The organism is Pseudomonas guineae, assembly GCF_900113745.1.
In the GTDB taxonomy this organism is placed as follows: Bacteria; Pseudomonadota; Gammaproteobacteria; order Pseudomonadales; family Pseudomonadaceae; genus Aquipseudomonas; species Aquipseudomonas guineae.
The window spans coordinates 1061318-1075597 of the sequence record NZ_FOQL01000001.1; the positions used below are offsets into that span (position 1 = coordinate 1061318).

General features: G+C 59.3%; 14 protein-coding genes. 2 read left to right on the forward strand and 12 right to left on the reverse strand.

The genetic code is table 11. The features are described 5' to 3' along the window. Positions 1-10: 10 nt before the first annotated feature. The 7 genes from hflX to BMZ32_RS04960 form a co-directional block, all read right to left on the reverse strand. Positions 11-1312, reverse strand: a complete 1302-nt coding sequence (hflX, locus tag BMZ32_RS04930; RefSeq protein WP_090240212.1) for a ribosome rescue GTPase HflX — start codon at positions 1310-1312, stop codon at positions 11-13. A 14-nt stretch (positions 1313-1326) separates the two neighbouring features. Next, the gene (gene hfq / locus BMZ32_RS04935) at positions 1327-1593 is read right to left on the reverse strand and encodes an RNA chaperone Hfq (RefSeq protein WP_090240214.1); all 267 of its coding nucleotides are present in this window, start codon (positions 1591-1593) and stop codon (positions 1327-1329) included. Positions 1594-1693: 100 nt separating this feature from the next. After that, positions 1694-2671, reverse strand: a complete 978-nt coding sequence (miaA, locus tag BMZ32_RS04940; protein WP_090240216.1) for a tRNA (adenosine(37)-N6)-dimethylallyltransferase MiaA — start codon at positions 2669-2671, stop codon at positions 1694-1696. Positions 2672-2705: 34 nt separating this feature from the next. After that, positions 2706-4583: a DNA mismatch repair endonuclease MutL gene (gene mutL, locus BMZ32_RS04945; RefSeq protein ID WP_090240217.1), complete on the reverse strand. Its 1878-nt coding sequence runs from the start codon at positions 4581-4583 to the stop codon at positions 2706-2708. Then, positions 4580-6010, reverse strand: coding sequence for an N-acetylmuramoyl-L-alanine amidase (locus tag BMZ32_RS04950; RefSeq protein WP_425272852.1), 1431 nt, complete (start codon positions 6008-6010; stop codon positions 4580-4582). Before BMZ32_RS04950 ends, mutL begins: the two co-directional genes overlap by 4 nt. Before the next feature lie 7 nt (positions 6011-6017). Next, on the reverse strand, positions 6018-6485 hold the full coding sequence (gene tsaE, locus BMZ32_RS04955; protein ID WP_090240219.1) for a tRNA (adenosine(37)-N6)-threonylcarbamoyltransferase complex ATPase subunit type 1 TsaE: 468 nt from the start codon (positions 6483-6485) through the stop codon (positions 6018-6020). Beyond that, positions 6473-7972, reverse strand: a complete 1500-nt coding sequence (locus BMZ32_RS04960) for an NAD(P)H-hydrate dehydratase (protein WP_090240220.1) — start codon at positions 7970-7972, stop codon at positions 6473-6475. The genes tsaE and BMZ32_RS04960 overlap by 13 nt, the downstream gene beginning before the upstream one ends. A gap of 60 nt (positions 7973-8032) precedes the next feature. On the opposite strand from BMZ32_RS04960, the gene queG reads away from it, so the two are divergent. Then, a complete protein-coding gene (gene queG / locus BMZ32_RS04965) occupies positions 8033-9115 on the forward strand; it encodes a tRNA epoxyqueuosine(34) reductase QueG (protein ID WP_090241557.1) in 1083 nt (360 codons plus the stop codon). Here queG and BMZ32_RS04970 read toward each other — a convergent pair. The 3 genes from BMZ32_RS04970 to BMZ32_RS04980 all read right to left on the reverse strand — a co-directional run bounded on the left by BMZ32_RS04970 (position 9106) and on the right by BMZ32_RS04980 (position 11223). After that, positions 9106-9726, reverse strand: a complete 621-nt coding sequence (locus BMZ32_RS04970) for a trimeric intracellular cation channel family protein (protein WP_167376715.1) — start codon at positions 9724-9726, stop codon at positions 9106-9108. The two genes, queG and BMZ32_RS04970, sit on opposite strands and share 10 nt — an antisense overlap. A gap of 140 nt (positions 9727-9866) precedes the next feature. Further along, entirely contained in the window at positions 9867-10409 is a 543-nt protein-coding gene (gene orn / locus BMZ32_RS04975; RefSeq protein WP_090240221.1) for an oligoribonuclease, read from the reverse strand. 40 nt (positions 10410-10449) lie between these two features. Next, the gene (locus BMZ32_RS04980) at positions 10450-11223 is read right to left on the reverse strand and encodes a class I SAM-dependent methyltransferase (protein ID WP_090240222.1); all 774 of its coding nucleotides are present in this window, start codon (positions 11221-11223) and stop codon (positions 10450-10452) included. A 115-nt stretch (positions 11224-11338) separates the two neighbouring features. On the opposite strand from BMZ32_RS04980, the gene rsgA reads away from it, so the two are divergent. Continuing rightward, complete coding sequence (rsgA, locus tag BMZ32_RS04985) at positions 11339-12370, forward strand: small ribosomal subunit biogenesis GTPase RsgA (RefSeq protein WP_090240223.1); 1032 nt, start codon at positions 11339-11341, stop codon at positions 12368-12370. Positions 12371-12417: 47 nt separating this feature from the next. Here the strand turns inward: rsgA and motB are convergent, their stop codons facing one another. Both motB and motA read right to left on the reverse strand, forming a co-directional pair. Further along, complete coding sequence (gene motB / locus BMZ32_RS04990) at positions 12418-13419, reverse strand: flagellar motor protein MotB (RefSeq protein ID WP_090240225.1); 1002 nt, start codon at positions 13417-13419, stop codon at positions 12418-12420. An 8-nt stretch (positions 13420-13427) separates the two neighbouring features. Further along, on the reverse strand, positions 13428-14279 hold the full coding sequence (gene motA, locus BMZ32_RS04995; protein WP_090240227.1) for a flagellar motor stator protein MotA: 852 nt from the start codon (positions 14277-14279) through the stop codon (positions 13428-13430). Between the last annotated feature and the right edge of the window lies 1 nt (position 14280).

Sequence of the window (14280 nt, forward strand, 5' to 3'; positions counted from 1 at the left end):
GGCGCAGGCTTTATTGCAAAGTGTGTTGTTCGATAAATTCTTGCGGCTCAAGCCCCGCACGACTAACAAGCCGGTTTAACTCAATGCGCGGCAAACGCACAGCCAGCAAGCTACTGCCATCCTCATTGTAAGATTCGCTCTGCACCACGCCCAAGTCAAAAAACTGCGCCCGTAAGCGGGCAAGTCGTTGCGGCAACTGCAATGTACCGATAAACAGGTCATCACCCAACAGCTCAGCGATGGCCTGACGCAATAACGGCAGCCCACGACCATCTCGCGCCGACAACCAGACTCGCTGTGGCTTACCATCCCCATCGCGCTGAATCTGCGGCTCTACACCCTCAAGCAAGTCGAGTTTGTTGTAGACCTCAAGCATCGGGAGGTCCTGTGCACCAATCTCACCCAGCACCGCAAGCACCTGCTCAATCTGCTGATCACGCTCTGGCTCGTGGGAGTCGATAACATGCAACAACAGATCAGAGTTACTCGATTCTTCAAGCGTCGCACGAAACGCCTCGACAAGCTTGTGCGGCAAATGACGGATAAAGCCCACCGTATCGGCGAGCACAATCGGGCCCAGGTCATCCAGATCCAGGCGACGTAAGGTGGGATCAAGGGTGGCGAATAACTGATCGGCCGCGTAGACATCCGAGGACGTCAACGCATTGAACAGCGTGGATTTACCCGCGTTGGTATAACCCACCAACGACACAGAAGGGATATCGGCACGCTGACGCCCACGACGGGCCTGCTCACGCTGACTGCGCACTTTTTCAAGTTTCTGCTTGATCTGACGAATCCGCACCCGCAGCAGACGGCGGTCGGTTTCTAGCTGAGTTTCACCTGGGCCGCGCAGACCGATACCACCTTTTTGTCGCTCAAGGTGGGTCCAGCCCCGTACCAGCCGCGTACTCATGTGGTCAAGCTGTGCCAGCTCGACCTGCAGCTTGCCTTCATGGGTACGCGCACGCTGAGCAAAAATGTCGAGAATCAGACCGGTACGATCCAGCACTCGGCATTCAAAAACGCGTTCAAGGTTGCGTTCCTGACTCGGCGTGAGCACATGATTGAAGATAACCAGATCGGCCTCAGTAGCTTTGACCTGATCACGCAACTCGGCAACCTTGCCACTGCCGATCAGGTACTTAGCGGTCAGCCGGCCACTCGGAACACTGAGGAACGCAGCAGTTTCAGCACCGGCCGACAGGGCCAGCTCCTGGAACTCCTGCGGGTCCTCGCGCGCCTCGGGATTTTGGCCGTCTAGATGAACCAGAATGGCCCGATTACCACCTTCATGGCGCTCGAAGAACAATACAGCCTCCTAAATCAGGCGTTACCAAGTTCAGCTTCAGCTTCAGCTTGCTCGGTTTCACTGGCGCTCGGCAGACGTACCGGGCGGCTAGGCACCACAGTGGAAATGGCGTGCTTATAAACCATTTGACTGACAGTGTTTTTCAGCAGAATCACGAACTGGTCGAAGGATTCGATCTGGCCTTGCAGCTTGATGCCGTTAACCAAATAGATAGACACCGGGACGCGCTCTTTGCGCAAGGTGTTCAGGTAAGGGTCTTGTAGCGAATGCCCTTTTGACATGTGCCGCACTCCTTTAAGGATCAAATTTCAATAATTTAAGTAAACAAACTAACGGCTTATGGCCGTCATACCCCAAGGATAGACGGCCAGCGGCAAGATCTCAGGTCAATATGGAGACCGCTGCCAAGTATTTCAAGGCGCGCGGCAGATTGTCGCAATCAGCGCTATCGAGCCAATGCACATCCTGCTGCCAACCACGTAACCAGGTGAACTGTCGCTTGGCCAGCTGGCGCGTGGCGACAATACCGCGCTCCTGCATCTGCTCAGCGTCAAGGTTACCGTCAAGATAATCCCAGACCTGTCGATAGCCCACCGCCCGTATGGACGGCAAGCCAACGTGCAAGTCACTTCTCTGTCGCAGGTGTTCGACCTCGGCAACCAACCCCTGTTCCAACATCAAGCGAAATCGCAGGGCAATTCGCTCATGCAACAGCTGCCTTTGCGCCGGGGCGATGGCCATTTGCGCAACAGTATAGGGGAATTGCTGGCCCATCGACGCGCCGCCGGCAGTATTTTCTGCAGCTTGGCGCAGACGATGGGCGGTCATGCTTTCACCGCTCACGCGATAGACCTCAAGGGCGCGAATCAACCGTTGTGGGTCATTGGGATGGATACGCGCCGCCGACTCAGGGTCGACAGCACGCAGCTCGGCGTGCAGCACATCCCAACCTTCGACCTGGGCGCGCGCTTCCAACTCAGCGCGCAACGCCTTATCGGCGCTGGGCATTTGCGCCAAGCCTTCGAGCAACGCTTTGAAATACAACATGGTGCCACCCACCAGCAGCGGAATGCGCCCGCGCGCAGTGATCTCGGCCATCGCGGCCAAGGCGTCGCTGCGAAATTCGGCCGCCGAATAACTTTGCGCAGGGTCTCGAATATCAATTAAACGGTGGGGGAACTCGGCCAGGGTGGTTTTATCGGGCTTGGCCGTACCTATGTCCATGCCGCGATAAATCAGCGCAGAGTCGACACTGATCAACTCGCAAGGCAGCACTCGCGCCAGCTCAATAGCCAGATCAGTCTTGCCGGCCGCAGTCGGCCCCATCAGGAAAATCGCCGGAGGCAGGCGCTCAGACATACTCGAAGGTCTCTAGATGGCAGGGCGCGACGACTTAACGACCACGCAGGAACAGCTTATCGAGGTCATCCATGCCCATTTGCGTCCAGGTTGGACGACCATGGTTACATTGACCACTGCGCTCAGTGCTTTCCATGTCGCGCAGCAAGCCGTTCATTTCCGGCAGGGTCAACCGTCGATTAGCACGCACCGCGCCGTGACAGGCCATAGTGCCGAGCAGCTCATTGAGGTGCGCCTGAATACGGTCTGTGGTGCCGTACTCAAGCAAATCACCGAGCACATCCTGCACCAGACGAGTGGCCTCAGCCTGCTTGAGCAACGCGGGAATCTGCCGGATCGCCAGGGTTTCCGGACCCAAGCGCTGCAGCTCAAAGCCAAGCCGCTGAAACCACTCAGCATGCTCTTCAGCACAATCGGCCTCACGCTGACTCACAGCAATCGATTCAGGAACCAGCAATGGCTGGCCGCGAAGACCTTCACTGGCCATGGCCACTTTCAGGCGTTCATAAGTAATGCGCTCATGAGCCGCATGCATGTCCACCACCACCAAACCCTGCACATTCTCGGCGAGGATATACACGCCTTTGAGTTGCGCGATGGCATAACCCAACGGCGGAATGTCACCCTGCGCCTCTGGCAGACCGACTGAGGACGGCGCAGCAGCCATTGGCGAGAAAAACTCGCGATACGCCCCCTGGGCTTCCGCCGCCGGCAAAGCCGCCTCGGGACGCGCGCCCTGATAGCCAGCACCGGGCGAGCGCCAGACCGAAGCGTTCGGCGCAGACTGCAGCAAGCTGGCGGCCAAACCGATTTCACCCTGCGGACCAAACTCGCCCGCAGCCTGACCGCTAGGTCGTACCATCTCGGCGACCGCCGCCGGAGCGGCTAGCTGATCTTCCGGCCTCACGTCCCCCAGGGCGCGATGCAGCGTGCCGTAGAGGAAGTCATGCACCATACGGCCGTCGCGGAAACGCACTTCATGCTTGGTCGGGTGCACGTTGACATCGACCACCGATGGATCGATTTCCAGAAACAATACAAAGGTCGGATGACGACCATTGAACAGCACGTCGCGATAAGCCTGCCTTACCGCATGGGCGACCAATTTATCGCGCACCATGCGCCCATTCACATAGAAATACTGCAGGTCGGCCTGGCTGCGCGAATACGTCGGCAAGCCGACCCAGCCCCACAGATGCAGGCCATTGCGCTCGATATCGATGGGCCGAGACTGTTCGAGGAAGGCCGCCCCACAAACCGACGCCACCCGCCGCGCACGGGTAACTTCATCCGGTGCCTCATGCAAACCGAGCACGGTCTTGCCGTTATGACGCAGGTGGAAAGCCACATCGAAGCGTGCCAATGCCAGGCGTTTGATCACTTCCTGCAGATGATCAAATTCGGTCTTTTCAGTTTTAAGAAACTTGCGCCGCGCCGGGGTGTTGAAAAATAAATCACGCACCTCCACCGAGGTGCCGACCGGATGTGCCGCGGGCTGCACGCGAGGTTGCATATCGCGGCCTTCGGTCTCTACCTGCCAAGCCTGCTCGGCCCCCTCAGTGCGCGAGGTCAAGGTCAGGCGCGCCACCGAGCTGATCGACGCCAACGCCTCTCCACGAAAACCTAGGCTCATCACCTGCTCAAGGTCTTCTAATTCGCGGATTTTGCTGGTGGCATGTCGCGCCAGCGCCAGCGGAAGGTCATCCGGAGAGATGCCGCTGCCGTTGTCACGCACCTTGAGCAGCTTGACGCCGCCCTGCTCGACATCGACTTCGATGCGTTTAGCGCCGGAGTCCAGGCTGTTCTCCAACAGCTCCTTGATCACCGAGGCTGGACGCTCGACCACCTCACCGGCAGCAATCTGGTTCGCCAGCCGCGGACTGAGCAGCTGGATACGCACAACATCACTCATGGCTGTGCAGCCAGAGCAGTAGCCGGAATTTGAATACGTTGCCCCACTTTGATCACGTCTGTTTTCAGCGAATTAGCACTGCGCAGCGCCGCTAGGTTGATCTGATAACGCTGGGCAATCAGCGCCAGGCTCTCACCCGAGCTGACCACATGCTCGCGCGGCCCCAAGGTGATTTTGCCGCTGTCGCGCAGCCAGGCTACATAGGTACCAGGCGGTGGATTTTCATGAAAGAATTGCCGCACACCGCTAAGGATCGAGCGCCCTAATGCCTGCTGATGACCGGCACTGGCCAATTTGCGGGCTTCATTGGGGTTAGAGATAAACCCGGTCTCCACCAGAATCGACGGAATATCAGGCGATTTCAGCACCATAAAGCCAGCCTGCTCCACCCGGCGCTTATGCAGCGGGGTGATCCGCCCCATATTGCCCAGCACCTTGTTACCAACGTTGAGGCTGGATGACAGCGAAGCGGTCATCGACAAGTCAAGTAAGACACCGGCGAGCATCCGATCCTTATCGTCCAGGCTGACGTTACCCGCACCGCCGATCAAGTCTGACTGGTTCTCCGAATCGGCCAGCCAGCGCGCAGTTTCCGAGGTGGCGCCACGATCCGACAGGGCATACACCGACGCACCAAAGGCCGCTGCACGCGGTGCGGCATCGGCATGAATAGACACGAATAGGTCTGCACCCTTCTTGCGGGCAATTTCAGTGCGTTTACGCAGCGGGATAAAATAGTCACCGGTGCGCACTAACTCGGCGCGAAAACCCTTCTCGGCATTGATCTGACGCTGCAGCTCCTTGGCAATTGCCAGGGTCACGTGCTTCTCATACTGGCCTTTAACCGGCGACAAAGCGCCCGGGTCTTCGCCGCCATGGCCGGCGTCGATGGCAATCACAATATCGCGCTTGCCATTGGGCACGGGAGTTAGCTTGGGTGGCGCCTGCGTAGGCGTTAGCGGAACCTGAGGCGCGCTAGCAATACTCGTCGACGGCAGAGTCGGCGCAGCACCCGACTCTTGGTCAAACAGGTCAACTACCAAACGGTGGCCATATTGCTGGTTGGGCGCCAGGGTAAAACTTTTCGGCGTGACCGCTGAAGACAGGTCAATCACCACGCGCAGGTCTTCCGGGGTGCGCTGCGCCGAGCGCACCCCGGTAATCGGGGTATTACTCAGGGCCAACTGCTCAAGACTGGTCGCCAACTTTGCGCCATTAACATCAATCACGATGCGGTTCGGCGCAGTCAGCTGGAAAACGCTGTGCTGCACCGGCCCAGACAAGTCAAACACCAGGCGGGTGTTATCCGGCGCACGCCAAAGCCGCACGCTGCGCACATCCGAAGCGGCCATTACATTGGCGGCCAAGCCGACCAATACCACTCCAACTGCGATGAAACGCGCACCTATGCGCATAGCCAACCCCATAATTGATTCATGTCCCGGTGGCCAAAGCGGCGCACCAGGCGTTGCCGCGCTCACCTTGCGCCTGCAACCGCAGCGCCCGACCTGCGCCGCGTGGGGTAATGGTAATGTCCATATCCGCCTTTGGCAAAACGCCTGCACCTCGCTGCGGCCACTCGACCAGGCATAAAGCATCGCCGTCGAAATAATCCCGAATCCCCAGATATTCCAGTTCCTCGGCATCCACCAGACGGTACAGGTCGAAGTGAAAGGCACGCAACGCACCTATTTCGTAGGGTTCCACTAGAGTGAAGGTCGGGCTTTTCACCGCGCCAACATGGCCAAGACCACGAATGATCCCACGCGACAACGTGGTTTTACCGGCCCCGAGATCACCATGCAGATAGATCAAGCCATTACCACCACTCACCTCGGCGATGCGCGCCCCAAACACCAGCATCGCCTCTTCGTCGGCGGCAAACAGTTCTAATTCAGACACGCAGACTGCTCCTGCAATAATTCACGAATAACCGCACACAGATCGCTCGCGGCCAAGCCACGGCCCTGCAGCGCCAGCTGCTCGCCGGCACAGGCGTGCAGATAGACCGCCAGCTTTGCCGCGTCCAGCGCTGCTAACCCTTGGGCCAGCAGCGCACCAATAACGCCTGCCAGTACATCACCCAGCCCCGCGCCAGCCATGACCGGATGACCACGATCACACAGCCACAGCTCACCCCCTGGCGCGGCGATTAAGCTACCGGCACCTTTCAATACACAAACTGCCTGAAAACGTTGCGCCAAAGCACGTGCAGCAGCCGGACGGTCCGCTTGCACCGCGGCGCTGCTAATACCCAACAACCGCGCGGCTTCGCCAGGGTGCGGCGTGAGCACCACAGTAGCGGGTAACTGGACCACAGCCTGTGCCAGCAGGTTCAGCGCATCCGCATCCCAAATCTGCGCTGCGCCACTGACCGCCGCCGCTGACAGCAGGCTGCGCGCCCATGCCCCCTGGCCGAGGCCCGGCCCCACCACCCAGACGCTGGCAGCATCTCCCAGCGCCATCAGCTGATTAGCTGAAGCCACGCCGACCGCCATTACTTCGGGCAAGCGCGCCTGCGCCGCTGACAAGTGCGCGCTGCGCGTAGCCAGGCTGACCAATCCGGCACCCGCACGCAACGCACTTTGCGCCGCCAATAGACCGGCTCCGGCAAAGCCATGCTCCCCCCCGACCACCAACACATGCCCCAGCTGGCCTTTGTGCACGTTGCGCGAGCGCGCCGGCAACTGGGGTAAATTAGCCTGCGCCAGCCGCTGTGCGGTGTAGGCCTGCGCGCCGACAATGTGGTAGTCGGCCTGCAAATCATCGAACTGCAACTCGCCACAGTAATCAGCCGATTGCCCGGTAAGCAGGCCCATTTTCAGGCCGATCAAGGTAACCGTCAGCTCGGCCCTCACCGCGACGCCCAGCGCCTGCCCAGTATCGGCACAGAGCCCAGACGGGATATCCACCGCGAGTACGGGCAAACCAAGGCTATTAAGCATGCGAATGGCCTGGGCATAGGGCTCACGCACCGCGCCCTGCAAGCCTGTACCCAGCAAGGCATCAACGACCACACCGCGCAACTCAGCGCACTCACTCCAGGGCTGAATCAGCACGCCCGCGGTTAACGCCTGGTCACGGGCCAAAGCAGCGTCGCCCTGCAACTGCATAGCATCACCGACCGCCAGCAGTTGCACCTGCCAGCCCGCACGCAACGCCAAAGCAGCGACCAGGTAACCGTCACCCGCATTGTTGCCGCGCCCGGCCAGCACCGTCAGCACGCCCGCGGCCGGCCAACGCCGGCGCAGCGCGCGCCAGATGGTATTCGCAGCGCGGCTCATCAGCTCGAAACCCGACGTGCCGGCAGCGATCAGCCGCGCATCCAGCTCTCGCACTTGCGCAGCGCTGTAAAGGGCCAGGGGAAGATTGTCAGGAGATTGCGGCATGCGTGGGCTCCGATGTCTGGCAGAATTATACGCACCTCCGCCCCGGTTACCCGTTTTCATATGAACAGTGATGCCCTCGACCTTGTCGCCCTCGCCCAATCGATCAAAGACTGGGGCCGCGAGCTGGGCTTTCAGCAGATTGGCATTGCCGATGTGCAGCTGGGCGAGCACGAAGCGCACCTACAACGATGGCTGGACGCCGGCTATCAGGGCGAGATGGACTACATGGCCGCCCACGGCAGCAAACGCTCGCATCCAGAACAATTGGTGCCCGGCACCTTGCGCGTGGTCTCGTTACGCATGGACTACCTGCCCGGCGACACACAGATGGCCAAGCGCCTAGGGCAGCCGGAAAAAGCCTACGTATCGCGCTACGCCTTAGGCCGCGACTACCACAAGCTGATCCGCAAACGCCTGCAGCAACTGGCCGAGCGTATTCAGCAGCAAATCGGCCCCTTTGGGTTTCGCGCCTTCGTTGACAGCGCACCCGTGCTGGAAAAAGCCATCGCCGAACAGGCCGGACTCGGCTGGATCGGTAAGAACACCCTGGTACTCAATCGCAAGGCAGGCAGTTATTTCTTTCTAGGCGAGCTATTTGTCGACCTGCCATTACCGGTGGACGAGCCACACAGCAGTGAACACTGTGGACGCTGCACAGCCTGCATGGATATCTGCCCGACGGCTGCTTTTGTCGGCCCCTATGTGCTGGATGCGCGGCGCTGCATTTCCTACCTGACCATCGAACTCAAAGGCCCCATCCCTATCGACCTGCGCGCGCCCATCGGCAACCGGGTGTTCGGCTGTGATGACTGCCAAATAGTCTGCCCGTGGAATCGCTTTGCCAAACCCAGCGAGCAGAGCGACTTCCAGCCGCGCCATAACCTGGACAATGCCGAGCTGGCCGAGCTGTTCTGCTGGAGCGAAGAGGAGTTTCTCAGCCGCACCGAAGGCTCACCGCTGCGCCGCGCTGGCTACGAGCGCTGGTTACGCAACCTGGCCGTTGGCCTGGGCAATGCACCCTCGAGCATCCCGGTGCTGGAAGCACTCATAGCGCGCCGTGAATACCCGTCAGCGCTGGTGCGCGAGCATGTCGAGTGGGCACTCGACCAACATGCACAGCGCGACCTAACGCCTCAACCCTGAGGATCGTCCCGATAGACGAATTTAGGCATCTCCCAGTGCAAGCGGATCGACAGCAACCTAAACAGCAAGCCACCGAAAAGGCTGATCAACAGCGACTGCTCGTTGGCCAGACCCAGGTAGACGCAGCCGAGAAAGCACCAAGCACAGGCGAACGATACACTGGCATACAGTTCGCGGCGAAAGATCAGGGGCACGTCATTGCAGAAGATATCCCGCAAAATGCCGCCGAATACGCCGGTAATAACCCCACTGACCGCTGCGATCAGTGGGCCGTGCCCCATGTCCAGGGCGATCTGACAGCCAATCAGGGTGAAGGCCACCAGCCCCATGGCGTCCAGCACCAGAAACAGCGAGCGCAGATGACGCATCAGGGGCGCGACAAACACTGTGACCAGCGCGGCGAAGGTGGTCAGCACTAAGTATTCGGGATGTTTGACCCAAGTCAGCGGGTAGTGTCCCAGCAGCATGTCACGCACCGAGCCGCCCCCCAGGGCGGTAATGCAGGCGATCAATGCTACGCCGAACCAGTCCATGCCGCGCCGCCCGGCCGATAGCGCACCGGTCATCGCTTCGGCGGTGATCGCTATGAGGTACAACACAGTCAGCAACATCGGTCAGCCCCTGCCAAAAGGCGCGCAGTCTACATGCCCCCGGTGCGCACCCAAAGCATGCGGGCGCCTAAAAACCACGACGCACGCTATGGGCAGACCGCTAGGCGCGTACAGGCGTTGCTAAATGCGCAGTCGACGCCCTAAATCTTGATGAAATGCTGGCGGTAATGTTGCAGCTCAGCGATGGACTCGCGAATATCGTCCAGTGCCTGATGCGTGCCCTGCTTGTGGAACGACTCTTTGACCTGCGGCGCCCACAAGCCGGCGAGGATTTTCACGGTCGACACGTCCAGAGCGCGGTAATGGAAGTAGGCATCGAGGTTCTGCATGTATTTGCACAGGAAGCGCCGGTCCTGACCAACGCTGTTGCCGCAAATCGGCGACTTACCTTTGGGTACCCACTGCTCGAGAAAGGCAAGGGTCATGGCTTCCGCCTCGGCTGGGCTAATTTTGCTCTCGCGCACCCGCTGGGTAAGGCCGCTGCCGCCGTGGGTGCGGGTGTTCCACTCATCCATACCAGCAAGCAGTTCGTCACTCTGGTGCACCGCGATCACCGGTCCCTCGGCGAGGATATTCAGGTTGCTGTCGGTGACGACGGTGGCCATTTCAATGATGACGTCTGTTTCGGGCTCCAGACCGGTCATTTCCAGGTCGATCCAGATCAAGTTCTGTGCGTTCTGCATGCGGGGCTCCTAGGCTAAGGCCAGCAGTTTAACGAATAAATCAGCCGCGCATGCGCCACAGCAGCAAGCGTGACTGGCGCCAATCATGCAACTCGACTTGCTGATCGGCTTGCTGGCCGGGTATCTCAAAGGTATTGCTGATGAGCAGACTACCAATCGGCATCTGCGCACAGGTCTTGGCCCACAATTCAAGCATAGGTGCGGGGGATAGAAAGCAATAAACCACATCAAACGCGCCCAGGTCGGTGCGCCAGAGGCTTTCATAGCGGATCTCGCAGTTAGGCCGATTCAGCGCCCGCAACCAAGCGATGAGAAAAGACAGCGGCGCGGTTTCCACCCCGACAAACTGTGAGCGCGGGAACTGTCGCGCCAGGCTCAACAGGGTTCCCCCCGGACCACAACCCAGGTCGATAAAGCGGAAACTGTTCGGCTGCTGCTCCAGCAAGATCACCAGCTGTTTACGCGCGCCCCCGCCGGTCAGATACAGCGGCACCTGCTCGCCAAAACTGTTCCAGTTGAGCAACAACACCAGCACAAAGCCGCAAAGAAACACCCAGGACGGGAGCGGCGCGCCACTGGCCAATAGCAACGCGGGGACAAATAGCAGATTCAGCCAGCACCACCAGCGCGACAGGCCTAGGTAACGAGCCAACCCGCCAGCCAGCAAGCCTTGCGCCAAGCCAGCCGCTAGCCAGGTTGGCCGCCAGGGCGCTGCCTGCGCCGCTAGATACAGCGCCAAGCCAACCAGCAGTGTCGCGCCCAATTGCGCACATAAGGCCCGCAGCGCAGGGTATTGCCGAGCAACGCGCAACATGCAGACTCCCGCCCCAATAGATGATGCGCCGCAGTTTAGCCGCGCCAGCAGTTCAATAGGCAGCCCGTGCTAAACTCGCGACCGTATATTGCGCAACTCAACTCTCGGAAGACCCATGGCCAAACGCCAACTCAACCGCCGGCAAAACTGGCGTATCGAAAAAATTCAGGGCGAACGCGCCGCCCGCGCTGCCAAGCGCGAGTCGCAAGCGGTACAAATTCTTGAAGGCGGCGATCTCGGCCCGGAACAAACCGGCCTGGTGATTGCCCACTTCGGCGTGCAAATCGAGGTTGAAGCATTGGACGGCGAACTCGCCGGCCAGGTATTTCGCTGCCACCTGCGCGCCAACCTGCCAACCATGGTCACCGGTGACCAGGTGGTGTGGCGCGCGGGCAACCAGGGCATTGGCGTAATCGTTGCGCAGCTGCCGCGCAGCACTGAACTGTGTCGCCCGGATACGCGTGGCCAACTCAAGCCGGTAGCGGCCAACGTCGGCCTGATCGTAATCGTCTTTGCGCCCTTACCCGAGCCGCACGCCAACCTGATTGACCGCTATCTGGTCGCCGCTGAGCACGCCGGCATCCGCCCGTTGCTGCTGCTGAACAAGGCCGACTTGATCGACGAGCAAAACGGTATCGCGCTAAACGCCATGCTCGACGTATACCGCCAGCTGGGCTACCCACTGCTGGAAGTATCGGCGCACCACGGCGATGGTATGGAGCAGCTCAAGCAACAGCTCGATGGCAACGTCAGCGTCTTTGTAGGCCAGTCGGGTGTCGGTAAGTCATCGCTGGTTAATACCCTGCTACCGGATGTAGACACCCGCGTCGGCCCACTTTCGGAGCTATCCGGCCTGGGCACTCACACCACCACTACGGCACGGCTGTTTCACTTCCCCGGCGGCGGCGAGTTAATCGACTCCCCCGGAATTCGTGAATTTGGTCTGGTACACGTTAGCCGCGATGACGTCGAGGCCGGCTTTATCGAATTCGGTGAGCTGATCGGGCAATGCCGTTTCCGCGACTGCAAACATGACCGCGAGCCAGGCTGCGCCCTACTCAAGGCGTTGGAAGACGGTCGCCTGCACCCACAGCGCATGGCCAGCTACCGGCAAATACTGGCCAGCCTGCCAGGAACCGATTACTGAAATACAAAGGCCGCGATAAGTCGCGGCCTTTTACTTACAGCCGAGGCCTACTCGGTAGGCTGATCGAACTGCAGCAAACCCTCTTCGAAAATATTGAGCCGCTCACGTAGCTGCCCATCCGGCAACGGAGCACCCGGCGCGCTCACATCCGGCACTAAACCCGCAGCATCCGGCTCTTTAGGCGCATCACCGCTTGCATCACCCTCGATGGCGCGCTGGGCTTTTTTCGTCAACACCACAATATCGATACGACGATTAACTGGGTTGAGCGGGCTCTCTCGATCAAACAACGCCGAGGACGAGTAACCCACTACCCGCGCGACCTGATCGTCTTCATAACCACCCGCGGTCAGCACGCGTCGCGCCGCATTGGCACGATCAGCGGACAGCTCCCAGTTACCGTAACCGCCACGCCCAACAAAGGGCTGAGCATCGGTATGGCCGCTGACGCTAATTTTGTTCGGCACTGCCGCAATGGTGTCGGTCAACGCTAGCAAAATATCTTCGAAATAGGGCTGTAAGCGAGCACTCCCGGAGGCAAACATCGGCCGATTCTCGGCGTCCATAATCTGGATGCGCAGGCCGTCCTGGGTGATTTCGAAGAGAATTTGATCCTTGAAATTTTGCAGCTGAGGGTTTTCCTCAACCTTGTTCTGCAACTCCTGCAGCAGCAACTCCAAACGCTCGCGCTCGACTTCTTCGGCTATCGACTCGGCTTTCTGCTGATCGATTTCACCTTGCGCATCACCGGCCGGCGCGTCGTCATCTTTTGCCTCGGGGTTCAGCGTTTTATCGGGGGCTGGCGTAGGCGTACCGCCGAGGTCGATCACATAAGGACTGGCACTTTCGGAAAAGCCGACGGGGTCTTGGAAGTAGCCGGATATGAGTTTTTTCTGCTCTGGCGTGGCCGATGACATCAGCCACATCACCATAAAGAACGCCATCATCGCCGTGGCGAAGTCAGCAAAGGCGATTTTCCAGGCGCCACCATGATGGCCGCCAGCAACTTTCTTGACGCGCTTGACGATAATCGGCTGATTATTCTCCATGCTGCGTGTTAGCTCCCACGCATGGCTTGTTCAAGCTCAGCAAAGCTCGGGCGGTGTGCAGGGAAAAGCACTTTACGCGAGAACTCTACGGCCAGCGATGGCGGCATGCCCGACGCTGACGCCACCAGACCCGCCTTGATCGCCTCGTAAACGTTCAGTTCTTCCTTGGCATCGTGTTCGAGCGAGCCGGCCAGCGGCCCGAAGAAACCATAAGATGCCAAAATCCCGAGGAAGGTACCCACCAGTGCGGTGCCGACCTTCTCACCGATCTCTGCGTTATCGGCCTCGGCGAGAATCGACATGGTGATCACGATGCCCAGCACCGCGGCCACGATCCCCATGGCGGGCATGCCGTCGGCAATCTTTGCCACAGCATGTGCGGGGTGTTCGAGCTCTTCCTTGAGGCTGGTGATCTCCATGTCGAACAGCCCTTCAAGCTCATGCGGAGCCATGTTGCCGGACGACATAATGCGCAGGTAATCGCATATAAAAGCGATCATTCGCTGATCTTTGAGGATGCCGGGATATTTACTAAAAATCGGGCTGGCAGCGGGGTCTTCAACATCAGCCTCAATGGCCATCATGCCTTCGCGACGGCTCTTGTTGAGAATCTCGTAAAGTAGCTTGAGCACTTCAAGGTAATACGTGTGCGTGAAGCGCGAACTGAACATGCTCAGCGACTTCTTGAACACCTGCATGAACATGCTGCCAGGATTGGCCTGCAGAAATGCCCCCAAGGCAGCCCCACCAATGATCATCACCTCGAAGGGATGAACCAACGCCATAAACTTACCGCCAGAGAGGATGAACCCCCCTAAAACGCTAGCGAATACAACAATGATGCCGATGATTTTTGCCATA

Bases quoted from the DNA above. Each gene is read 5' to 3' on its own strand.
- orn (WP_090240221.1), bottom strand. From the start codon at position 10,409: ATGCAGAACGCACAGAACTTGATCTGGATCGACCTGGAAATGACCGGT.
- queG (WP_090241557.1), top strand. From the start codon at position 8,033: ATGAACAGTGATGCCCTCGACCTTGTCGCCCTCGCCCAATCGATCAAA.
- BMZ32_RS04970 (WP_167376715.1), bottom strand. From the start codon at position 9,726: ATGTTGCTGACTGTGTTGTACCTCATAGCGATCACCGCCGAAGCGATG.
- BMZ32_RS04960 (WP_090240220.1), bottom strand. From the start codon at position 7,972: ATGCCGCAATCTCCTGACAATCTTCCCCTGGCCCTTTACAGCGCTGCG.
- rsgA (WP_090240223.1), top strand. From the start codon at position 11,339: ATGGCCAAACGCCAACTCAACCGCCGGCAAAACTGGCGTATCGAAAAA.
- BMZ32_RS04980 (WP_090240222.1), bottom strand. From the start codon at position 11,223: ATGTTGCGCGTTGCTCGGCAATACCCTGCGCTGCGGGCCTTATGTGCG.
- hfq (WP_090240214.1), bottom strand. From the start codon at position 1,593: ATGTCAAAAGGGCATTCGCTACAAGACCCTTACCTGAACACCTTGCGC.
- motA (WP_090240227.1), bottom strand. From the start codon at position 14,279: ATGGCAAAAATCATCGGCATCATTGTTGTATTCGCTAGCGTTTTAGGG.
- miaA (WP_090240216.1), bottom strand. From the start codon at position 2,671: ATGTCTGAGCGCCTGCCTCCGGCGATTTTCCTGATGGGGCCGACTGCG.
- mutL (WP_090240217.1), bottom strand. From the start codon at position 4,583: ATGAGTGATGTTGTGCGTATCCAGCTGCTCAGTCCGCGGCTGGCGAAC.
- BMZ32_RS04950 (WP_425272852.1), bottom strand. From the start codon at position 6,010: ATGGGGTTGGCTATGCGCATAGGTGCGCGTTTCATCGCAGTTGGAGTG.
- motB (WP_090240225.1), bottom strand. From the start codon at position 13,419: ATGGAGAATAATCAGCCGATTATCGTCAAGCGCGTCAAGAAAGTTGCT.